The 23685-nt window shown below is 42.2% G+C and carries 12 protein-coding genes and 1 tRNA gene; 10 read left to right on the top strand and 3 right to left on the bottom strand.

Annotated features, from left to right (window positions below):
- Window positions 1-3: 3 nt before the first annotated feature.
- Window positions 4-738 (top strand): ABC transporter ATP-binding protein, encoded by a 735-nt coding sequence (locus tag WC222_08655; GenBank protein MFA6916453.1) that lies wholly within the window; start codon window positions 4-6, stop codon window positions 736-738.
- Window positions 725-1555 carry a metal ABC transporter permease gene (locus WC222_08650; protein ID MFA6916452.1) on the top strand — a complete coding sequence of 277 codons (831 nt, stop codon included), beginning with the start codon at window positions 725-727 and terminating at the stop codon, window positions 1553-1555. Before WC222_08655 ends, WC222_08650 begins: the two co-directional genes overlap by 14 nt.
- 20 nt (window positions 1556-1575) lie before the next feature.
- Here WC222_08650 and WC222_08645 read toward each other — a convergent pair.
- Window positions 1576-1663: transfer RNA gene (locus WC222_08645), tRNA-Ser, on the bottom strand.
- Window positions 1664-1741: 78 nt separating this feature from the next.
- Window positions 1742-3079 carry an NAD(P)/FAD-dependent oxidoreductase gene (locus tag WC222_08640; protein ID MFA6916451.1) on the bottom strand — a complete coding sequence of 446 codons (1338 nt, stop codon included), beginning with the start codon at window positions 3077-3079 and terminating at the stop codon, window positions 1742-1744.
- 166 nt (window positions 3080-3245) lie between these two features.
- Here WC222_08640 and WC222_08635 point away from each other — a divergent pair, with 166 nt between their 5' ends.
- From WC222_08635 to WC222_08600, 8 genes are all read left to right on the top strand, one after another.
- The gene (locus WC222_08635) at window positions 3246-3983 is read left to right on the top strand and encodes a hypothetical protein (GenBank protein ID MFA6916450.1); all 738 of its coding nucleotides are present in this window, start codon (window positions 3246-3248) and stop codon (window positions 3981-3983) included.
- An 18-nt stretch (window positions 3984-4001) separates the two neighbouring features.
- Window positions 4002-5441 (top strand): replicative DNA helicase, encoded by a 1440-nt coding sequence (gene dnaB, locus WC222_08630; protein MFA6916449.1) that lies wholly within the window; start codon window positions 4002-4004, stop codon window positions 5439-5441.
- 8 nt (window positions 5442-5449) lie between these two features.
- Window positions 5450-6121, top strand: a complete 672-nt coding sequence (locus tag WC222_08625; GenBank protein ID MFA6916448.1) for a hypothetical protein — start codon at window positions 5450-5452, stop codon at window positions 6119-6121.
- A gap of 51 nt (window positions 6122-6172) precedes the next feature.
- Window positions 6173-6931, top strand: a complete 759-nt coding sequence (locus WC222_08620; GenBank protein ID MFA6916447.1) for a hypothetical protein — start codon at window positions 6173-6175, stop codon at window positions 6929-6931.
- A 618-nt stretch (window positions 6932-7549) separates the two neighbouring features.
- Complete coding sequence (locus tag WC222_08615) at window positions 7550-8218, top strand: hypothetical protein (GenBank protein MFA6916446.1); 669 nt, start codon at window positions 7550-7552, stop codon at window positions 8216-8218.
- Window positions 8219-8435: 217 nt separating this feature from the next.
- Complete coding sequence (mnmG, locus tag WC222_08610; protein ID MFA6916445.1) at window positions 8436-10253, top strand: tRNA uridine-5-carboxymethylaminomethyl(34) synthesis enzyme MnmG; 1818 nt, start codon at window positions 8436-8438, stop codon at window positions 10251-10253.
- Window positions 10254-10295: 42 nt separating this feature from the next.
- Window positions 10296-10991 (top strand): lipoate--protein ligase family protein, encoded by a 696-nt coding sequence (locus WC222_08605; protein MFA6916444.1) that lies wholly within the window; start codon window positions 10296-10298, stop codon window positions 10989-10991.
- A 97-nt stretch (window positions 10992-11088) separates the two neighbouring features.
- Entirely contained in the window at window positions 11089-13749 is a 2661-nt protein-coding gene (locus WC222_08600; GenBank protein MFA6916443.1) for a glucosidase, read from the top strand.
- Window positions 13750-14377: 628 nt separating this feature from the next.
- On the opposite strand, the gene WC222_08595 is transcribed toward WC222_08600, so the two are convergent.
- A complete protein-coding gene (locus WC222_08595) occupies window positions 14378-23605 on the bottom strand; it encodes a DUF3638 domain-containing protein (GenBank protein MFA6916442.1) in 9228 nt (3075 codons plus the stop codon).
- Window positions 23606-23685: the final 80 nt, after the last annotated feature.

Raw genomic sequence — 23685 nt, 5'->3', positions numbered from 1 at the left:
GTGATGGCTGACGCTATAGAGATTGAAAATCTAACTTTCGGCTATCAAGGCGACATCCCTGTAGTCGAAAACATTTCTTGGACATTGAGCGAAGGTCAGTTTGTCGCTGTAGTAGGCCCTAACGGGGGAGGAAAGACAACGCTACTTAAACTGATCTTAGGTTTATATTCTCCCGAAAAAGGTTCCATCAAAGTTTTTGGAAAATCTCCTTGTAAAGCCCTGTCTAAGATAGCTTATGTTCCCCAAAACCTGATTTACGACAGGCAATTTCCGATCAATGTCCTGGATGTTGTATTGATGGGCCTGCTTTCTGAATTACCCTGGTACGGACGTTTCAAAAAAGAAGATGTGGAAAAAGCCTTGGCAGCCTTACGAAAAGTTAACCTCGAAGACCAAGCAGACGCAGCCTTCGGCGACCTATCCGGCGGGCAGCGCCAGCGTGCGTTGATCGCGCGTGCGCTTGTTTCAGAACCGAAGCTTCTGCTTTTGGACGAGCCGACAGCAAGTGTGGATGTGAAGGCTGAAACAGATATATACCGCCTTCTCGCAATGCTGCAAGGAGAGATGACTATTATTATGGTGACACATGACCTGCAGACAGCAATCAATAACATAGAAAACGTCGTCCTCGTGCAGCGTACCCTGCGCGCTTTATCCAAAGAGGAAGTTTGCCAACACTTTGCCATTGGCCTTTATCATCCACCCGTAGCCAAAGGTAAGCTTAATGTCATTTCTTGAGGCTTTACAAGAGAACCCTCTGCTCCTCTCAGCTCTTTTAGCCGGATTAATGGCCTCTATCGTCAGCGGAATCATCGGCTCCTATGTTGTTGTTAAAAGAATTGTATTCATTAGCGGAAGTATTTCCCACGCAGTTTTGGGCGGCATAGGCCTGTGTCTATGGTTAGCCAGGACTCAGGATATTGCTTGGCTGACCCCTTTTCACGGGGCTTTGGTCGCTGCAGTAATTTCAGCGCTGATTATGGGATGGATCCATTTGCACTATCGTCAAAGGGAAGATTCGGTCATTGCGGCTGTTTGGTCTATTGGAATGGCTGTCGGCGTGCTATTTATTTCACAGACCCCCGGCTATAATGTCGAGCTGACAAATTTCCTAGTAGGAAACCTATTATGGGTTGCCCCCACCGATTTGGTGCAGCTAGCTGTCTTGGATGCTTTTATTCTTCTGTCCATCTTATGCCTGCATAAAAGGCTTGTAGCGGTTTGTTTTGATGAAGAGCAAGCTCGGCTGCAAGGGTTGAATGTTTCGGCCCTATATCTTTTCCTACTAGTTTTAACAGCGATATCTATCGTACTATTGATCCAAGTCGTCGGGATTATTTTAGTGATGACAATGTTGACAATTCCTGCTGCGATAGCGAATCTTCTCACTAAGCGCCTTTCCATAATGATGGCATTGGCAGTGGTATTGAGTGCGTTGTTTTGTTTTACAGGAACATGGACAGCGTACGATTTAGATTGGCCGCCAGGGGCTACCATCGCTTTAATCGCCGGCATTGCGTATGTGGTGTTTTTGTTGATAAAAAGAAGACCTTGACGCGAACGTCAAGGTCTTTGCGGAAAGAGAGGGATTTGAACCCTCGATACCCTTTGGGGGTATGCGTCCTTAGCAGGGACGTGCTTTCGGCCACTCAGCCATCTTTCCTTGATAAAAGACTTCGTTAGTCTATACTACTTACTGCGATTTTTGCAAGGGTGAATAAGAAAAACTTACCCCTAGTTCTTAAAAGGAAGTTATTCTGTTCGGAGGGTGATTGTCGCCTGGCTTCTCATGACCTATTTGCGGCTCATCCAAAATCTGTTCATCGTGGTAATCATTGATGGGTCGTGCGATAAGGCGCTGCTGCCTTTTCCCGGTAAAATACCAGAACATCCATTGCATCATCACGAGGCTGCGGTTTTCGAAGCTGACAAGGTAGAAGATATGGATCAAGCCCCAAGCCAGCCAAGCAAAGAATCCGGAGAACCCAAAAGATCCCACTAGGGCAATAGCTTTCGCTTTGCCAATCGTTGCCATCATCCCTTTGTCAAAATATTTGAACGGCTGCCTTTGATCGGAAGGGGTATTGGAAGCAATGATTTTTGCGACATATTTCCCTTGTTGGATTGCTACAGGAGCAATTCCGGGTAGGGGATTGCCATCAGCAGATTTTGTTAACGCGGCATCGCCGATAACAAAAACTTCAGGATGTCCCGGCACAGACAAATCGTGTTCGACGATAGCCCTTCCCATTCTATCTAAAGGGGTGCCTAACGTTTTAAGCAAAGGGGAGGTCTCATTCCCTGCAGCCCAAATGACGTTATGGGTTTCAATAAGCTCATCGCCTAAAAAAACGCCCCTCTCATTAATGTTGGTCACTTTTTTACTCGTCAGGACTTGCACGCCCATTTTCTCTAGATCGCGTTTAGCTACATCGGACAGGCGTGGAGGATAGGTGTTTAATATCTGGTCTGTTCCTTCGATCAGATAGATCTCTGACTGCTCGGGTTTGATTTTACGGAAATTCTTGAACATCGATTTGTGGGCGATTTCGGCGATAGCACCGGCCATCTCCACACCGGTAGGGCCTCCCCCGACAATTACAAAGCGTAGATAATTCGCAGCTTCGGTGTAGCTGTCGCAGCGTTCTGCCATTTCGAAAGCTAGAAGGATCCTTTCACGAATCCTCACAGCATCGGGAATTGTTTTGAGGCCAGGTGCAAATGCTTCCCACTCATTGTGTCCAAAATAGGAATGGTTGGATCCGGGAGCGATAATGAGGTAATCATATTTGTAGGTGTCCCCATTGAGGGCGCGGATCTCTTTATTAGCTAAATCTATTTTATCAATTGTCGCCATCAGGACAGATGTGTTGCTTTGATGCCGCAGGATTTCACGGATAGGGGCTGCGATATTCCCCGATGACAAAGCTGCACTGGCCACTTGGTAAAGAAGGGGCTGAAAGACGTGGTGGTTGGTCTTATCCACCACTAGCAGATCGATATCCGCCTTTCGTAGAGCTTTTGCAGCATTTAAACCGCCGAAGCCGCCCCCGATAATAATTACTTTGGTATATGCCATAGAATAGGCCCTTCACTTTTGCAGCTTTTTCATCTCTATTGCTAATTTAAAGGATTTATTAGTTAAAAATAATCATTAAATTAATAATTCTGGATATCAGAAGTCTTGTTAATTTTAGCTTGATTAAAGTAATATCTCAGAAATTCTTCAAGCTTAGAGTAGAAAAATGAGCATACCCGAAAAAATATCTTCTTCAAATTCCTCTATTCACACTGACGCTTCCTACAACAATGCTACTCCTAATAGCTGCGGCAAATCTGCAGGACGCACATTTGCGCTGAATGCCCTAAAAACTTTGATATTGGCTGACCGCATTCACGCTGTGACTACTTCAGGGTGCCCTACAACAAATCTTTGTGCTTCGGAAAACCTAATAGTCGCTCCGGGCGGAAACGAGACTTTGGCGCAGCAAATTTGGGTCTGTATCAATTCAGAAAGTGGAGAGGGCGTGATCCAAAACGTTCAGAAATGCTGCTCCGACGCTTTACCGCTAGTCTACCAACGATTTTACGAAGCAGCCCAGCAGGTAAATAGCACTTTAAATGCCCCTTTGATGGAAACTACATTTGCCTTTGCGGGAAACGTCCAAGTAGGTACAAGGGATTTCTTTATCTCCCTTTCCAGTATGCAATACTTACCACAGCAAATGCTTAGCAATTGCACAAGATTATTCGAGTGTGCAGAAAACTGGCCTGCTGTCATGACAAATGTCACACAATGTTTTGTAAACCAGGATGAGGAAGAAGAAGGTGCCGCGGCATTATGGGGATCTGTTGCCATTGCTGCAGGCCTATCTGCCCTTGGATTGGGAATAGGATGGTACTCCTGGAGAAATAGAAATAAAAAGAAACCGGCTTCGGAAGAAAATCAGCAGCTTATCCAAGTTGATATAGAAACGGAATAATAAATTTAAGGGCATTAGATGTCAGATTTAGACACAAAAGTACGCGTTCCCCCCCACTCCAAACCATCCGAAATGATGGTTTTAGGCTGTATGCTGACCAGCGTCAATGCCCTGAATATTGGCGCTGATAGCCTCGACGATGGAGATTTCTATTTCACTGAACATAAAATCATCTTCCAAGTCCTTAAAGCCTCCTATAAAAATGACAAACCTGTCGACCTCCACCTTATCTGCGAAGAACTTAAACGCCTAGACAAGCTCAAATCTGTCGGCGGCGCCGCATACCTCACAACGTTAGCCCAATATGCCGGGACATCCGCTTATATTGAGGAATATTGCGCCATAGTCCGTGACAAAGCCATGCTGCGCAGTATGATTGGTGCAGCTCAGTTGATCGAGAAAAAAGCTCTCGATGAACCGGAGGATGTTGTCAATACATTGGACGAGGCCCAACAGCTATTCTATCAAATCAGCCAAGCTGCCCATCCAAGCAACGGGAAGCTCCTCACAGATATTTTGTCAGGAACAAAATCCGACAACCAACAGCCTTTTCTTAAATCCCTGGAAGAGCAGCAAGAAAAATACCGTACCCGCGGTCCCGAAGATCCCGGTATCACAGGTATTCCCACTTCGTTCCTTGACCTGGACAAAATGATCAACGGATTAGGCCGCTCTAACCTCATCATTGTCGCAGGCCGTCCGGCAATGGGTAAAACAGCTTTTTCTATCAACGTCGCTGAAAATGTCTGCTTCAAACGCAATATGCCCGTTGGCATATTCTCATTAGAGATGAGTGCTGACCAGCTTGTCCACCGTATCATCTGCTCACAGTCCGAAGTTGAATCCGATAAAATCCGTACCGGATCACTCAGCCCCCACGAATTCCAAAAAGTCGTCAGCGCCGTCGGCTTTATGCAGCAGCATACCATGATCATCGACGACCAGCCCGGCTTGAAAATCACCGATTTACGTGCACGCGCACGCCGCATGAAGGAAAGTTACGGTATCGAATTACTGATCATCGACTATTTGCAGTTGATTTCGGGTTCAGGCAATTCACGTACGCAAGAGAGCCGCCAGAGCGAGATCTCTGAGATCTCACGTATGCTGAAGAACCTGGCGCGTGAACTCAATATCCCTGTTATTTGCCCTTCACAGCTCTCCCGTAAGGTTGAAGAACGTCCCGGACATAGGCCCCAGATGAGCGATTTGCGTGAAAGCGGATCCATCGAGCAAGATGCGGATATTATTATGTTCCTACTCCGACGTGAATACTATGACCCTATGGATAAGCCCGGAATGGCGGAGATCATCGTCGGTAAAAACCGACATGGTAGCATAGGAACAGTCAATATGACTTACCGTAAAGAGCTGGCGCAATTTGCTAATTATATACCTTTGAAAGGCGCGCTCCATTCACCTGTAGATGAATCTTTCAATCAGTTTTCGCCTAATTAAGGAACATTATGTCTAATAGCTTGCACATGCCACTAGTAGGCTCGCTTCTGACAACATGGCAAATGCCGCTGAATGGAAAAGACGCATTTGTAAACTCCCCATTTTTTAAGCAAAAATCTGACCAGGCCTATCCTTCCACTCCTATTACCTTCTATTTCACATCAAAGGGTGAAATGATATGTCGATTAAGACCTGTAAAGGATAATCAGGAAGAGATCGACGTGCTCATTGAGCTTACTTCCAACGGAAATTATCAGCTGCATGAGAATCAATACTCTCAAATAGACCACCTAGAAAAACATCTAACTTCCCTCTCTCAGAAAGATATTATCGAGGAGCTCGCTACCGAGGCCGGAAATAATGTTTTCATGCTCCTGACCCTTACAGAAGCGAAAAAACAGATTATAGATGTCTTAGCTTCTCTAAAGGAAAAACAGCATTTTTGCACCGTCTTCGTGTTCATCCCTACCGGAAATAAAAACGAGATAGCGCTTATTTCTAGATATTTTATAGAAGAAGAATTTCAGATAAGGACCTTTAAGATCCATCCAGGCATGCTAAGTCGCAGAATTGAATCTCTACAATTTACTTTTCCTGACTTCGATCATATTGTAAAATATAACTTTACTTGTCCTGCAATTACATTATATAGAGCTAATATTATTCTAAATAAAGCTTAGTTTGACTATTATTATTTACTTATTATTAATAATGTTATTGCGGTGATTTTAATGAGTTCTATGCAGGCCTTGTCCGGTGAATTAACAAATATATCCTCTGAAGAAAACAGGATTCTAAGTGAATGCCAATATATTAGAAACCATGCAAACTTTAGAACTACTACAGGTAAAATATATGAAATAAAAGAAATAGCTGAGGGGATTCTCTGCTCAGAAAACCTATCTTTCGTCATTATACCCTTTAGATCTACTTTAAAGTCATTTTATTGTTCTATAAAAGGAAGACATCAGATCCAGAAAACGCTCCACATAACCATTAAAGTTCAAAATGATACCTCTATTCAGATGCCTTATGAAAAACTTTCATTCGAAACCAGTACGGCAGCTCTTAATTACATCACATTTGTTGCTAACTTAGACCTTATAAATGATCTAAAGCAAGGTAAGTTATTTGAAGAGGAACTAGATGAAATAAAGGCAACTCAACGCATTAGAAACTGCATGGAAATATTGAAGGCCAAACAGATGAGTGAACGGCCTATCTACGTGTTCCGCCCCAGCAGTAAAAAAGATATTCTCACCTTGACCTTCTCTAAACCGGGTAACACAACTATTTGTAGTATACGCTTCACATGTTACGCAAATTTCTTAACGACAGAGGATAAAAGCAAGGCGCTTGTAACTTTCAAGGGTGTCCATGAAATCCTTGAGAAATTACAGTTCATAGCACCTTCCGGAAATAACAATTCACTTTTAGCGTTGGAGGAGGAGTTGGAAATTACGCTTCTTCCTGCGAGAGATTGTTTGTAGCACAATTTAAGAGGCGTTTTTATGCACGCAAAGAAGCTATGTCAAGCAAGAAGTTGTTTGTAGTACCATTTGTGAACCGTTTTTATGAACGCAAAGACGCGAAGAACGCAGAGAAGCTCCGCCCCGCATTAGACTGTCACTAGTACGATTGTTTCGTACCGATCTCACATCGCTGCGGTCCCCCGCGGGACCGCAGCGCCGACGTTGACATGCTCGCTGACGCGATCACGTCAAGTATAATTAGACACTCATAGAAAAAAACAAGATCGCGGTTTTCACAACAGAAACCAGTCGGTGAACTTAATGCTAAATAGTGAGAAGGAGTTGAAAATTACGCTTCTCCCTGCGAGAGATTATTTGTAGCACAATTTAAGAGGCGTTTTTATGCACGCAAAGTATCTTTGGGTTTAATTCAAATCACATAAACTGCGCATCTACAATTTTAATTGTAATGTTAAATTAAATTTTAAAGTGATTATTGTTTTGATTTTATTTTTATAGTTAGTTAACATGCTTTATTATTTAGTTAATAATAACAGCTTATAGGGTCTTATGATAGTTAATGCATCACTTACTTTTACAAGTAACGACAGTTATGTAATCACCCCAATAGAGAGTATGGGGACTCTTTTTAAAAAACATCCGAACTTTAGAATAACAAATGTAAATGCTGAAACTTGCAATGCGGAAGCGGAACGTATTCTAATTTCTGAAAACATTTCTTATGTTATCCAGTCTTTAAGCAATGATAGTTTTTGCTGTTCCATCAAGCCTAAACACCCTATACAAAGAACTCTCCATTTCAATATTTATATTAACTATAATGATGTGAAAGTCGCTTTTCTTTTTGGAACCATGACTTTTAACACTGCAGAAGAGGCAATAGCTTATATCGAAGATTTGGAAAAGAAAGACTTGGTTGCCAATCTCATCCAGAGAAAAATGTTTGTTAACCGAGATGGGGATAGAACAAATACAAGAATGCACAGGTGTTATTTGAAGGCTGTAGAGCAGGGCATAACTCATACCATTCCCTATACTTTTAGACCTGGCAGTCAAGCGAGGACGATCACTTTTTCATACTACTCTCCACTCCACAGCACAACTAGAAACTTACAACTGATTTGTTATCATCATTTTTTCGTCACTTCACAAGCTTTCACTACCTATTTTAAAGACCCCTCAGAGATACTGAAATACTTTGAGCTGAATGAAATCCCAGGAAGCAGTGCTCCTCTCCTCATTCTCGAAAGAACTGTGTCTAATAAAGACAAGATAGAGAGATGAAAACCGCTGATTTAAATTCACTTGTGTAATTTATCCTTGGTGCGGTAGTATATTGACATTGTTTACTAAACTTTGACTTTTATCGGAGTCAGCATGTCATCAGTGAAAAAAAAGCGTCGCGCTAAAATCGCTAAGCACAAGCGTAAAAAGCGTAGCCGTCGCGACAGACACAAAAACAGATAAGCATCTTATCTAGACGTTGCGCTTCTAGTATGGAATGCGCAACTTCCTTTATGTAAAGACTATGTGGAACTATCCAGAACATTTTGACGTCATTGTCATAGGCGGCGGACACGCCGGTTGCGAAGCTGCTCACGCAGCAGCAAAAGCCGGATTACGTACTCTGCTCCTAAGCATGAACCTCGATACCATTGCTAAGATGAGCTGCAACCCTGCCGTTGGCGGTGTGGGTAAAGGCCACCTTGTTCGTGAGATCGATGCTCTGGGCGGCCTAATGGGAAAAGTCACCGATGAGACCGGTATCCAATTCCGTATGCTCAACAGGACTAAAGGCCCCGCTGTCTGGTCGCCCCGCGCTCAGGCTGACAAAGCCGCTTATGCCCTGAAAATGCGTCACTGTTTAGAACAAACGCCTAATCTGTTCCTTATGCAAGGAACCGTTGAAGACCTTCTGGTTGAAAACGACAAAGTTTCCGGCGTGACGACCAAAGAAGGCGTCCGCTATTCCGCTAAAGCCCTCATCATCACCTCCGGAACTTTCCTTAAAGGCCTGATCCATATCGGGGAATTTAATACTTCCGCCGGCAGGGCAGGTGATCAGCCATCTATTGGACTTTCTCATAGTTTAAGTAAGTTAGGTCTAAAGCTTGGTCGCCTCAAAACAGGAACTCCTCCCCGCGTCTACCGCCGTTCCATCGATTTCAGCAAAACAGAAGAACAAGCCGGAGAAGATGATGTTTTCTTTTCTTGTGATGCACCTAAAGAAAAACGTCTGACCCAAGTTTCCTGCTATATCACCTATACGACTGAACAAACTCGTGATATCGTTTTAGCCAACTTAAGCAAATCTCTAATGTATTCCGGCAAACTGGAACCTGGAGTTGTCGGCCCCCGTTACTGTCCTTCGATCGAAGATAAAATGGTCCGTTTTTCTGACAAAGAGAGGCACCAGGTCTTCTTAGAGCCTGAAGGACTTACTACAGAAGAATTTTATGTGAACGGCATTTCTACTTCGCTTCCGTTCGATGTACAATATGCGTATGTAAGAACGATCATAGGCTTGGAAAATGCAGAAATCGCCCGTCCAGGGTATGCCATAGAGTATGATTATGTTGAATGCGGCCATTTAGATTCCTCTTTGGCAGTAAAACATATTGAAGGACTCTATCTGGCAGGACAGATCAACGGGACGACAGGATACGAAGAAGCTGCTGCTCAAGGACTTATGGCTGGTATTAATGCAGCGAATAAGATTTTAGGACGTCCCCCGCTTATCCTTAAACGTTCTGAAGCCTACATCGGTGTGATGATCGACGACCTCATCACCAAAGGGATTGATGAGCCTTACCGCATATTTACAAGCAGAGCTGAATACCGTTTGCTGTTGCGCCAGGATAATGCAGAATTCAGATTACGTGAATATGGCTACCAAGTCGGGTTGGTCGATGAAGAACGCTACCGTAAGTTCCTTCAAAAACAGAATTTACTAGCTTCAGAAATTGAAAGGTTGTCCAAGGCTTTTTTACAGATCAACGGAAAAGGCTGTTCCTTATTGCAATTGCTTGCCCGTCCCGAATGTAGCTATTCCACATTGGTCGAACAGTATCCTAATCATTTTGTGGATCATGGAGAGATCAACTTACAGCTTGAACTTCATGCTAAATATGAAGGATATTTGAAGCGTCAGGAAGATGAAGTTGCCAGAGCAGCTAACACTGAAGATGTCGCTTTGCCTTCTTCTCTCGACTATTTCGATATTAAAGGCCTGCGCAAGGAAGCAATGCAAAAATTAAGTCATGCCCGCCCTGTAAATCTAGGCCAAGCATCACGCATTTCCCGGCGTTTCGCCCGCTGATATTACCGTTCTCCGCGTAGCATTAATGCGGGCAAGGCACAGATGCTAAAGGTACATTTGCTGCATCTGCAAAAAGTACCCATCTTCCAACAACTCCAAATAGAAGAAGCGCTCTTACGAGCAGATCATCGCAATTGGTGCATCATAAATGCACAAGCTTCGCCTGCTGTCGTCTTGGGAATTTCCGGTAAGAAAGAAGAACTGCTGAATGAAGAAAAAATCGCTTCTTTGCAAGTTCCTTTAGTACGACGGTTTAGCGGTGGCGGGACTGTTGTTATCGATGAATCTACCTGCTTCGCCACATTTATCTTCAATACAGGCGACTGCTCTTTTCCGGCGTTTCCGCAACAAATCATGGAATGGACTGACCAGTTTTATAGTCCTATCTTTCCTTTCAAGTTGCATGAAAATGACTATGTTATTGGAGATCGTAAATGCGGGGGAAATGCCCAATATATTACAAAAGATAGGTGGCTTCATCATTCAAGCTTTCTTTGGGATTATAGCCCCCATTTGATGGACTGCTTGCTACTTCCTAAACGCGTTCCGAAATATAGACTCCAACGTTCACATAGCGATTTCCTTTGCACGCTTAAAGAATATTGCAGTTCACCGGAAGATTTCCAACAAAAAATTTTCTCCCAACTAAGAAAACAATACACACTTCTTTCCGTCCAAATAGAAGAAGTTCTGGATATCCTTGGACAACCCCATCGTAAATCAACCCACCTTCTATAACTTAGGATTGCGTACGCAATCATAGGTGAAATCAAGATTAGAAAAATTATCAGCTAAAATATATACAAAAGGGCAGTTATCTTATCTTGGAAATATAATGTTTTTTTCCGGCAATCCTGAAAATAAGCGTTTGCAAGAACATCATTCTATGCAGACAAATTGGAAGAAATGGGGTCCTTACTTAAGCGAAAGAGGGTGGGGCACTGTCCGCGAGGATTATAGCGACACCGGGAATGCTTGGGGCTATTTCCCGCATGCGCATGCCATGAGCCGCGTATATCGCTGGAATGAAGACGGACTTTTAGGTTTTAGCGATAGGGATCAATACCTCTGTTTTAGTTTAGCCTTGTGGAATGGAGCAGATCCGATCTTAAAAGAACGTATCTTCGGATTAGCTGGTGGAGAAGGCAATCACGGAGAGGATGTCAAAGAATACTATTACTATCTAGATAGCACGCCTACGCATAGCTATGTCAAAATGCTCTATAAATATCCTCAGGTAGCTTTTCCCTACGAAAAATTAGTGCAAGAAAACCGTCAGCGCACACCTCATGAACCGGAATACGAACTTGTAGATACAGGGGTTTTCAATGACAACCGCTACTTCGACGTGTTCGTAGAATACGCAAAAGATAAACCCGATGATATCTTAATGCGCATGGAAGTTTTCAATAGAGGTGATAAAACAGCTTTGCTCCATATGCTCCCCACGGCCTGGTTTAGGAATACATGGATCTGGGGATATGAAGGCGGACCGATGGGGGATGTCTTAGGCAAGCCTAAAATGCATTTAGAAGCTTCAAACACTAACGTCATCCATGTCAACCATCCCTCCTTGGGAAAATATTGGATTTATTTCGAAGGGGATGCCGAGGTCTTATTCACGGAAAATGAGACCAACACACAGCAACTATACGGCGTTGCAAATAATGCATCTTTCGTGAAAGACGCCTTCCATAACTACATCATTAAAGGGGATTCCAAGGCAATCAACCCGCAAAACGAAGGGACTAAAGCAGCCATCCATTTTAAACAGCAGATAGAGGGTGGGGCAGCTGCCGTTTGGCGCGTAAGAATATCTGCTAAGGAACTCAAGGATCCCTTCCATCGTTTCGATGCATTAGTCAGTCAGAAGCAAAAAGAAGCGGATATTTTCTACGCAGACTTGCATAAAGACCTGCATAACCCTGATATGCGTTTGATACAACGTCAAGCTTTTGCAGGACTACTTTGTTCGAAACAGCTCTACTATTACGACATTGGACAGTGGCTGAAAGGAGATAAAGGCAGCACACCCTCGCCATTGCGCAAGCATATCCGCAACGGCGACTGGGAACACCTTGTCAACTTCGACATAATATCCATGCCTGATAAATGGGAATATCCCTGGTATGCCTCTTGGGATCTATCTTTCCATACCATCCCTTTAGCCCTTATCGATGCAGATTTTGCCAAAAGGCAGCTTACCCTTATGACTCGCGAATGGTATATGCATCCCAATGGCCAGCTGCCTGCCTATGAATGGAATTTCAGCGACGTCAACCCGCCGGTCCATGCCTGGGCAGCTTGGCGCGTATACAAAATTGATGCTAAGCTTGCCGGAAAAGGCGACAGAAATTTTATCCAAGGAATATTTAATAAGCTACTTTTGAATTTTACCTGGTGGGTGAATAGGAAGGATGCTGAAGGGAAAAATGTTTTCCAGGGCGGATTTCTCGGATTGGATAATATCAGTATTTTTGACCGCAGCCAGCCCTTTCCGTTGGGGGGACATATCGATCAGTCGGATGGCACTGCATGGATGGGTTTTTATTCCCTTGTGATGATGAAGATAGCTCTTGAACTTGCTATCGATAATCCCGTTTGGCAGGATACTGCAACCAAGTTTTTTGAGCATTTCCTCCGTATTGCAGGCGCTATGATCAATATGGGTGGAGAAGACGACGGTCTGTGGGATGAAGAGGATGGATTCTTTTACGATATCCTTCAAATTCCTGCAAAGCATGCCCGTATCCCTATCCGCGTGCGATCTCTGGTGGGGCTTATGCCACTGCTTGCTGTGGAGACTCTAGAAGATGAGCTTTTACATGATATGCCCGTCTTTGCACGTAGAATGGGATGGTTTATGCGGAAATGGCCAAACCTGGCCGAAAGCATGGCGTGTATCTACCATACAGGCCAGAGCAAAAGGCACCTGATGAGCATCGTCACACGCGATAAACTTATCCGCATCCTCCATTATATGTTGGATGAGGAAGAATTCCTTTCCCCTTACGGAATACGTTCCTTGTCTAAATATCACCAAAAAAATCCCTTCATGTTAGACATTGAAGAAACGCACTATTGCATAAACTACCAGCCGGGAGAGTCTGATACGTACTTATTTGGCGGAAATTCTAATTGGCGCGGTCCAGTATGGTTTCCGATCAATTTTCTGATTATTGAGGCTTTGCAGAAATATCACCATTATTATGGGGATGATTTAAAAGTGGAATTTCCTACACATTCCGGAAATTTTATCTCCTTAGGACAAGTTGCCGATGAGCTATCGGATAGGCTTATTAAGCTTTTCCAATTGAACGAAAACAATGAAAGGCCTTTCTTCGGAAACCAACCGTTATTCCAGCATGATCCGTATTGGAAAGACTATCTGTTTTTTAACGAATTCTTTCATGGCGATACTGGACAAGGGTTAGGGGCGTCGCATCAGACGGGATGGACGGGGCTAGTGGCCAAGCTTATCCAGCAGCGGGCATAACGTTATTGACAGTATGGAGTGTGAAGTGTTTTTGAACGCAGAGAAGCTCCGCCCGGCAAGAAGTTACCTTTAAAACAGTTTGTGAAGCATTTTATGAACGCAAAGACCCAAAGAACGCAGAGAAGCTCCGCCGCGCATTAGGCTATCACTAGTACGATTGTTTCGTACCGATCTCACATCGCCGCGGTCCCCCGCGGGACCGCAGCGCCGACGTTGACATGCTCGCTGACGCGATCACGTCAAGTATAATTAGACACTCCATAGAAAAATCAAAATCCCGGTTTACACAACGGAAACAAGTTTGTCAACTTAATGGATGATAGCATGACCAGAATGAACTATTTCCATTTGTGTTTATACTGCAAAAAGTTAGAGCGTTTTTGGTGTATTGTTAATCCTTGACGTGATCGCGTAAGCGAGCATGTCAACGTCGGCGCTGCGGTCCCGCGGGGGACCGCAGCGATGTGAGATTGGTACGAAAACGACCATGCCAGTGTCAGCCTAATGCGGGGCGGAGCTTCTCTTCGTTCTTTGGGTCTCTGCGTTCATAAAAACTCCTCACATACATCCCTAGAGGCGACTTATTGCAAGAAAATAAAAACGACACACCACGCTCAAAAGGGTCTATCTACTTTTCTATCTCTTTGCCTTTGCCCTTGTTTTTCTCCGGTTCCACTTGCTCACTCTCTAGCAGGGAGATAAACAGTTTATGCAAGGTACTACCTGGATAACTATCACGCAGGGTATCTTGTGCATACAGCACATGCTGGTAGAAGAAACGTTCCATACGTTCGACACCATTTTCGATAATCCATGCTTTTAATATTTCCAATTCATTCTTATTGTAGAGCATTTCTCCATACATAAATCTGGTGATGAGAAGCTCCTTATCAAAAGCCCTGACGTTAAATTCTTTATAGTGGTTAACTTGGATGATGTTCAAGCCAAAATCGTAGAGAGCGATTTCGTAAGGACTCTCCATCTTCTTGGAATGAAAATAAAATGCATCTCTATTTAGCGTTCCAAAGAAGAAGCCCCTATCAGCTTCATTAAGCAAAATAAGCCTTCGACTTTGTGTAGAGCGTTCGAGAATCAATAGGACGCATTTCGCTTTATATTGTCTTTTTTCAAATAACAAGCCAAATTCAGGAGTGAAGTTGATGGACATCTCTATATCCTTAAACGCTTCAGCATAAGGTATAAGGTGATCGTGCAATCCCATCAAGTGATTGACTTTCAAAATAGGTACACTGTCTTTTGGTGCAGTTGTTAGCGCTTCTTCCAAAGTCCTATTGATAAAATAGTTGCCGGAGCTGGGGGGATTTCTACTATTCCAGTTCCAGTGGCCATAATACCTGTTTTTATACTGGGATGAATATGAATTGGAGGAAACCTCTTGTCTGACTTGGGCTTGTGATTGCTGTTGCGTTTGTTGTTGTACTAGCTGCTGGGCTCGGGAGAAATGGCTTCGAGGAATAGGTTGCGGTACGGCGCATTTGCTTAGAGTATCATCAAGGGTTGCTTTCAAGGAAGGCGCTAAGTCTTTAAATAGAGGGCAGTTTTGCGAAAGAGGGTGAACATTTTTGCAAATTCTGCTGATGTATCTATTAAAATGCTTATTTTTATCGATTTCTTGGTTGACAGGACCCATCATTTTTGCAGGGACAAGCTTAACTTTTTTAGTAATAAGAGGGATAATTTGTGCTCTTCCTGTTCTTAAGAGGGGGAGAGGATCTTCTTTACTATCGCGGATAGTGGTCAATAATTTCTCTTCCACAATGTAGTCAAGCTTGCTTTGGGCAGATCCTACGAGCTGTTCATTGATCTCGGTTTCTGTGATATATTGGCTTACTTTAAGGATATGCTTGGGCTGAATTACTGTCCCCGGTTCAAGCTGTAATAAGTTACGGATATAAATTCCCTGGCTTTTTTTGATGATGATGATGACCCTTTGTCTAAGGTGTCGCTGTCTTTTCCGACCAAAACTTTGTCCTAGCTTACGTTTGGATGTTTTGTCGTAAGTCAGGTATCCACAAGATAAAGGATCTGCATCGATATTTGCTCCGGTAGTATGCCAATCGTCAAAAAAGATATGGCGTTGATTTAAAGGGAGGCGGCATTTTTCCAGGGGAACAAGGATGGGTTCAGGTTCACATCTTTCCAATACCATTTCGACGTTATTATGGTAGAAGACGACGCCCCTTTTTGTGGGAGGCAAATATTTTAATAAGAGTTTTGCGCCATCGATATTCTTTTCTATTTTGATGAAGGCACCGGAATCGATCAAGTCGTCGAAGGGGATATTTTTTGTTTTTTCAATTTCTGACAGAGCTTTAATGGTATTTTCAGGACCATTTTCATCGTCTGCAATATCGTCGATTTCGACAACTTGCGAGTTCTTTATCAAAAGACCTGTGGTGAGAGGTTCTACAGTAGGGTCAAAAATTGTTTTAATGCTTTCGTGATAGGTTGCGTTGTTCCAGGGTGTAGCTGTCAAGCCTATATCTCGTGGAAACATCCCTATCAGAGAGTAAGGAGTACTTACGATTGTTTGCGGATAGTAGGTGACTAAAGGGAAAATAAACCTTTTAGCAAAGGAGCAAAGATATTTTATGTCCTTAGGCAGCGTTGCAATGAGATTATTGATGTGACTAGAATTGATATTAAAGAAAGGGATATGAAATCCACTTCCACAAAGCTCTGTGAAATCCTGGAATCCTTTGGTCTGCTCCAACCGCAGGCTAGGATCTTGCGTTTGTTCCTCTCTAGCAGAAGTTTGCATACGGCGGATCAATTGCTGAAGTAATTTGGGAGTCACCCCTTCAGCTATTAGGGTATGTAGAGTGTAATTTAAAAGCGCAAAGATGAAACCAAAATCCGACGTAGGATTTGGGACTTTGCAGGCTAGCCCAGGAACAGGAAATATTTTATTCAAGTCCTGGCTGCTCATGTAGTCTACATTATATTGTTTAGACTCTGTCAAAGGGAAAAGTGTATTGAATTCGTCATGAACGATATGAAGAAGGTTGCGCACATCCAATGGAAAATTGGTTATGCTTTGTTCTACTTCCTTGTCGCCCATCAAGAATTTATGTAGCTGTGTATCGTCCATCATCCCATTTACAGCTTCTTTAACAAGGGAATGGGATTTGATGAATGTGTGAATAAGCTTTTCTTTGATAATGTCGTGAAATTCTGCTTCAGTGTAAGCTTTGGTTTTAAGCTGGCTGCATATTTCAGGATTGGAGAAAATACTTTCAAATATGTCTGCGACTAAATCACGGAAGGAAGAAGATAAAATAATCGGTTCTCCCGTGGTATAGATATTTTCAAAACGACAGTTGCCCAACAGATCGAATTCGTCCCAAAGCGCCGGGCACTTAGTGCTCATGAAGCGGTCAATCTGTAAAAAGACCCTTAGCTTTTCTTCTGTTTCTTTTTCAGGAGTTTTCTGCTGAAGGTATTGGACTAAAGTTTCTTTGTAGCACTGTCTTAAATCATAAAGGGTAGTGTCTGTGACAAAGAAAAAGCCCCCCAGCTCTTTTGCCTTTTCCAGAAGTTGGGCTATATTACGCAGCTTAGCTAAAGACTGTGACTGGCGTGAAAAAGTGAAAGTCACGGCGGCTTGGGAGTAAACTCCATTTTCCATTACTTTGGCGACAGAGTCGGATTGGGAAGAATGGACAATGACAAAGGGAACCATCCCATTGCTTGCAAGAAGTAATGCAAGAATTTGAAGATACACTCTTGTTTTTCCAGAACCCATGTTTTTTTGGAAAACTATGTTTTTGGAGTCGTCTGGATGGGGATGGATTATCCTATCGATATCTGTATGCTGCCAGTCATAGATTCCTGTGCTGTCCAGAACCTCCATACAAAGTAGATGGGGGTATTCATAGGGGTTGTAGGGAGGAATACGGGTGAGTTCATAATAGAAGCTTTCCGAGGTGTACCTATAGGATATATCTTCGGAGGTTATTCCCCTGGAAATGAAGTTTTGCAGGGTGGACAAATGCTTCTGAGCTCTTTCAAGCTGTTGAATGCGGACATGTTGGGATTGGACTTCGATGACTTTATTACGTATGTTTTCTTCCTGTAACAGGATGTTGGGGGGAAAGTGCTGGAAATTGGAGCTTCTTTTACGGGCGATGAAAATGGTCAGCTCTTCGAGTGTAGGGGTTCGGTATTTCAAGCCTTGGCGTTCAAGTCCTATCAAATAAGCGTCTTTGATTTGATCAGGTAATTTCTCGATTTCCAACAATAATTCCGCTAGAGCTACATTAAAGCGTTTGATTTTTTCGGCTTTTATAATAGCAACATTTCGGGAGGCATCTTCTAGATTTTTTTCCCCTTCAATCAAGTTCCACGGTTTTTTGCGGTCGGCAGAATTCCAATACTTTGAGATTTCCTCTTTGATTCTTTCCGATTCTTGAGGGATGATGTTGACATCTGCGGAATATAAAGCGTCTTCAAGTTGCTCCGGTGTGAGCGACTCTTCCGATTTGGGTTTTGAGACAAATAGCGTATTGAGTTCTTTCTGGCTAAAGAATGGTATCCACTTTATTTTGCGGAGCTCAACTTTGCGGATTTTCGGATCGGTGGAGGGGCTATCCAACACTTCTGCTTTCCTTTTAGGGACAATAATCTGCATGGAGTTGGATGCATTACAATCGGTAGGAAGGTTTTCCTCTGGAGAAGAAGCAGTAGATGCCTCTGGAATAACTGTGGAATTAGGAGTGGCCGGAGGGTTATGCAATCTTGTTCTATAAGGTTCAAGGACAAGGCGCTGGAACCCGTTCCAATCACTGTGATGAAGCAATTTTGCTAACATTTCTGTGGTGGGGAAGACCGCCGGATTTTCATGAGCAAATTTCAGAAGGAGGAGCAGGAATGGAGATGCGGAGCTTTCATTTTGAGCGAAAGCGATATCTGAGAGAACTTCATTATTACTATTTTGTGCTTTGTCGTAAAAGAAGAGAAAATTACTTTGCATATAGCATGCAGGCCGTATGATGAGCCTGTTTTCCGGTAGGGTGGGTGAAATCTTCTTGCACCATCCTTGAAAGTCATTTTGAGTTAAATCGAATTTCTCACGACTTCCCGGAACAGGGACTACATAATTCGGGGATATAAATGAACGATAGTCAAAAGAGGTGGGGAGAGTAGGTATGTAGTCTATGAAGGCTAAATTCAGAAGTTTAGAAGCGTATTCAATTTCATTCGGACTGATTTTAAATTGGGGAGCCTTATAGATATTTTCAATATAGGAAAGATAGAGTTTTTTTAAAGTGTACTTTTCTAGGGGATCTATCTTTGATGTTTCCACAGTACGGCAATAGAGGATGTAAGCAATCAATGAGATAGCTGTAGATTGAGGGGTAGGATCTTCGGACTCAGACTTAAGCATGCCTATTTTTTGTAAAATTGCCACTTCATTCTGTGTGTAAGGAATGAGTGTTGAAATAGACTTCCTAATAATCTCAAAAGCAAGGAAATATTTCTTTTGCGCTGTCAGGTGATATGCCCAATTGAGTTTTAGTTCCTTGTCTGTCGCGACTATTCCTTTGATAGGATCCACCGAATAAACATAATATTCTTGTTTTAGGCGAGGCTTGTTGCTGACATCATATTCCCTTGAGAAGGCACCTTTGATGAGGAAATATATTTTACCTTTAGCGAGAAGGGCTTTTCTATTTCCTTTAGCATCTTCCAATATAACATTAAGTGGAATGGCACCTACATTGCGAATGATGATATGGTCGGAAAGATGGTAGCCCTCCATTTGATCACAATGCGCAATATATCCCTTAGGTGTCTGTTCTACTGTGAAGGATAAGCTTAGGAATGGAATATCCAACTGTACAGGAATTCCTGCAGCATTTTTCCACAATACGCTTCTTATTGCTATTTCTAGGGGAAGGTGTTCCTTAAAAGGGTGTTCATCAGAGGAGAGGGGAACCATTTCTAACTGTTCCTTCCCTGAAATCTTATATATCTTTTCAATGACGCATTGATCATTCTCCTCTCTACCTAAAAAGAGATGCGAAACGATAAAATCTTGGTTCCTAATAGAGAATTCCCGTTTATTATCACTGAGTTTGCAGCCCCAAAATGTTTCTTCTTCCATATAAGGGTTGAAAGGCGTAAATACTTCAGCAGAAGGAAGCTGCATGCTAGTTATGACAGGTTTGTTGTCCTCTTTGAAATAAAGAAAGCAGCTTGAATCATAGATGAACATTTTCCTGGGGGAAACATCAATATAGTAACAATTGCTAGTATCCATCAATGCATTATAGGAACTCTTTTTGAATAGCTTCATGGTAGCGTTTGTGGAAAGGAAAGTAGAATCTACTACAACATTCCTCCGGTTGTTAATGAAGCACTCTCCGGTATAGAAATTGAGGCAGTATTTGTTGTCCTCAGAATACACAAAAGGGTATCCGCTTGTGTTCCATTCGAAGGTTGTTTTTACTCCATGGAGTTCTTCCAAGAGCGCATTACAAAAATTATTGGCTGACTGCTGATCGGATAGTACTTGTAGGATGAAACTTTCCAAAAGAGAATACACACTAGTTAACTCTAGGAGGGAGGATTCTGAGATTAGAAATGAAGATTTTTCTACCTCTAGTGAAATAGACTTATATAGAAAGTATGTTTTTATGATCTCAACTGCGACGCCCGGAATATTTCTCAAGCCTTGATTGTTTATAAATTCCATCAGAAGCATTTGGCGCAATTCACATTGGACCATAATGGAATCTTTTGAGATATCAATAGCTCTTTTAAGCCATCTATAGAAATCCGGAAATGGGATCGAAGCAAATTGTTTTTGGCTATTCACAATTCTTTCTAGGCAGCTTCCTAAATGGACATAAAAGCAAAATTTAATTAGATCCATTTGAGCATAAGAATGGGTAATTCCTTCAGCAATGAATTCGGAAAGCTTATATCCAATAGGGCGATAAGTCATAAGGGCTACTTCAAGAAAATCACTTTCGAGTAGCAAAATATGGAAAAGCGCACGTAGACCCTCTTCATTTAATAGCTCTCTATGAGTCATGAAAAAAGATAAGGCCCTAATAATTTGAGTTTCTGGATGGTGCTTATTGTTATCTCTATTCCCCATGGTTAACAGACCCATTAAATCGGCACATAACTCGACAGGGAGGTTGATTTTAAGTTTAAGAAATTCAGATACCTCATTTGAAAGCAACTTAGCATCATTTAGTTTATCTCCAAGTCCCGGCAACCTAGACATATCATAGAGCTTAGTGTATTCGATCCCTTCTCGAAGGTTGAAATTCTGGGCATCAAATCCTATGTTACAGTTCTTAGACTCTTTTTCATTTTCCTCTTCTATTTCGCCCACAGTGTAATTTAGTTTTATTGTAATACTTGTATCGCTCTCTTCTATTTCAAAGTACTTTTTAGGTCTATTGTCCAGTTCGTCTTCGTTCAAATCCTCTTCCATATCGCTTGAAAGATCATCTTTTATCTCTTCCATACTGACCATTGTTGTCAGTAAGCGCAGTTGTAATGCGATATCGCGATAAGCTAAAAAGTGGTCAGGCAGAATACCTGCTTCGGTTGCACACATCAAATAGACGAAGCGTTTTTGGTCATTAGCATTTTCTAATTCAGGATAGCTTTCAATAAGACGAAGACGTATCCCTTCATTTTTTAAATACTCATGGATGACTGCTGCTTCAGCGGGAGCCTCATCAGTCTGAAGCCATTGCTCAAATTCCATTTTATATAGGGGGATATCATGGCAATATGCCGGTGGGCTATTTCTAGTGAGCTCATCGGAAACAAAAAATTGTCTTTTTTTCGTAGGTTTAAAAGTGGAGTGAAAGTAATTTAAAAGAACAGAGCGGAGCTTTCTGTCTCGGGGGTGGTAATATGTGCAATGCCCTTCAGTGAAAGGGGTATGTATGTCGTGTAAGTAATTTTCCAGAAAATATGTTAATGGAAGTGAGCCTACAAGAGGTTTGAATTCAGGAATATTTTTACTCAATCTTTCGCATAGCATAAGACAGGTAAAAAAGTAGAGGGCAAGCTGCTTACGCATAGGAGCGGAATAAAGATCTGAACTAACAAAAGCGTCTCTTGCATTGTAGACTATAGCATGCAATTGGATAATCGCCAGTTTTGCTTCTTCTTCATTGAAATGATCCCAAAAACAGGTATTATCCGGCATCAATTCAGTGGGGAGGGGCAGGCTGCGTATGGTGTTTACTACAACCCACCAAACGGAGGTTGAAGTGGGTTGTGTTGAATCAATTTTATTGCATTTATTAATAAATTTTCTGATTTCTCCCAATTTATCAAGAAAAGCTTGGGGAGATTGGAAATCCTCTCTAGGTCTAATGGTGACGACTTTTGGAAGATTGAAATCATTTATGCAATCAGAACCGGCTTCTTCAATTGTCGCTATCTTCAAGTTTTTGATGATATAGTGGTCAGGGTTGTGAGAGTATTGAGGGTCAGTATGTTTATTAGAGAAGATCTCCACTTGAGCATCGATAAATTGAAAATATTCGCGCAAAGTATCATACGTCACTTCGAGCTCTTCATTACTGATAACGCCTGTCCTATAACATTCGGCAGTAATCTGGGCTAAGGAGATGCCTGCATGCTCCATGAGGATTTGATTATCTTCCTGGTCTTTCAAGTCTTCTTTGATGGTTTGGTGGAATGTGCATAAGCTTTGAAAAGCAATGTCATAGAGAGTCCTATTAAAAATAGAAGGTTCCGTAAAGTAATTCATGGCTGCTTTAATGGAAGCCCATGTGCAGATAGGGCTATTTTGTAAGGCCATTGTATTTTTTGGATCTGGCGAAGAAGATATCACCCCATCCAGCTTGTTTTTTTCAAGGCTATACAAGTCCAACTCTGTATAGTCTGTAGGGGATGTATTCAAAGGGTTTTTAAGAACCCAGTTCATTTCGTATTGAACCTGCAAGTAATAATCGGAGGTTAGGGTTTCTTTTGAAACACCTTCTTTTTTACTGTAGGATTGAACAAAGAGCCTGTCATCTACAAATATATGAAAATGCCATTTGTCCGCTCCGGCGCCTATGTTAAAAGTCATCTCATCAAATGTGTTCTTTCCGCGATAGACAATGAGTTGCTGTGTACTATGTCCGGAGGGATCGCCTATCCAGCCTGTCTCAATGAGAAGGAAGTCATTTTCTACCTTCAGTTTAGCAATATATTTAGTGACAGTTGCTTTATAATGACTTGAAGAGGGAGATGTCCCGAGCTCTTGCTGGAATTCATATTGTAAAGCGATAGCTTTTTTAAAATCTTCAAAGCCTTTAGTTACTACAAAGGGAGGAGTATATGTTTCAAGAAATTGGTGTAGATATTCTATTACATTGTGCGCATTATTACCCGCGAACCTACTTTTGTTAATGAGTGTTTCTACGAGAATATGTGCGAAAGAGTTTTCTGTAATTCCTTTCGAAAATTTGGGGTCGTTCAATAAAGATTTCGAGTCAGTATCCCTAGGAACAATATGTCTTCTTAATTCTTCCAAAGGTTGTGTCCAAGAAGGAAACAACTCAGCAGAACGTTTTTCATGAGTCGCTGCAACGTCTTTGGCAAAGGCTTGTATACTTGGTAGTTCGGGTGAGTCGGAGGGAAGATTAGAACTTAATGCAGTTAAATAAGTGAGAAGATCTTTTTCTTGGCGCCAGCGGACTGTTTTATCATTGGAAAGATTATTAGTGATTTGATGGATAGCATTACGTATAAAATCATTGTCAACGTCAGAGCCGCCTGTCGTATTTCTAGGATGGATACTGGAAGTGCTGGATGAGTTAACTTGAAGATTTTGGTTTATAACTGTCATTTAAATACTAGTGTTTAAATTTTTAAAGAACAGATAATAGCATTACTATATATAATTAGCATTAATTATTGTGTTTTAGT

This window comes from Parachlamydiales bacterium, from assembly GCA_041671045.1.
Taxonomy (GTDB): Bacteria; Chlamydiota; Chlamydiia; order Chlamydiales; family JABDDJ01; genus JABDDJ01.
Note: the sequence above shows the minus strand (reverse complement) of the source record. Positions and strands in the feature narration are given on the sequence as shown.

Bases quoted from the DNA above. Each gene is read 5' to 3' on its own strand.
- WC222_08655 (MFA6916453.1), top strand. From the start codon at position 4: ATGGCTGACGCTATAGAGATTGAAAATCTAACTTTCGGCTATCAAGGC.
- WC222_08650 (MFA6916452.1), top strand. From the start codon at position 725: ATGTCATTTCTTGAGGCTTTACAAGAGAACCCTCTGCTCCTCTCAGCT.
- WC222_08640 (MFA6916451.1), bottom strand. From the start codon at position 3,079: ATGGCATATACCAAAGTAATTATTATCGGGGGCGGCTTCGGCGGTTTA.
- WC222_08635 (MFA6916450.1), top strand. From the start codon at position 3,246: ATGAGCATACCCGAAAAAATATCTTCTTCAAATTCCTCTATTCACACT.
- dnaB (MFA6916449.1), top strand. From the start codon at position 4,002: ATGTCAGATTTAGACACAAAAGTACGCGTTCCCCCCCACTCCAAACCA.
- WC222_08625 (MFA6916448.1), top strand. From the start codon at position 5,450: ATGTCTAATAGCTTGCACATGCCACTAGTAGGCTCGCTTCTGACAACA.
- WC222_08620 (MFA6916447.1), top strand. From the start codon at position 6,173: ATGAGTTCTATGCAGGCCTTGTCCGGTGAATTAACAAATATATCCTCT.
- WC222_08615 (MFA6916446.1), top strand. From the start codon at position 7,550: ATGGGGACTCTTTTTAAAAAACATCCGAACTTTAGAATAACAAATGTA.
- mnmG (MFA6916445.1), top strand. From the start codon at position 8,436: ATGCGCAACTTCCTTTATGTAAAGACTATGTGGAACTATCCAGAACAT.
- WC222_08605 (MFA6916444.1), top strand. From the start codon at position 10,296: ATGCTAAAGGTACATTTGCTGCATCTGCAAAAAGTACCCATCTTCCAA.
- WC222_08600 (MFA6916443.1), top strand. From the start codon at position 11,089: ATGTTTTTTTCCGGCAATCCTGAAAATAAGCGTTTGCAAGAACATCAT.
- WC222_08595 (MFA6916442.1), bottom strand. From the start codon at position 23,605: ATGACAGTTATAAACCAAAATCTTCAAGTTAACTCATCCAGCACTTCC.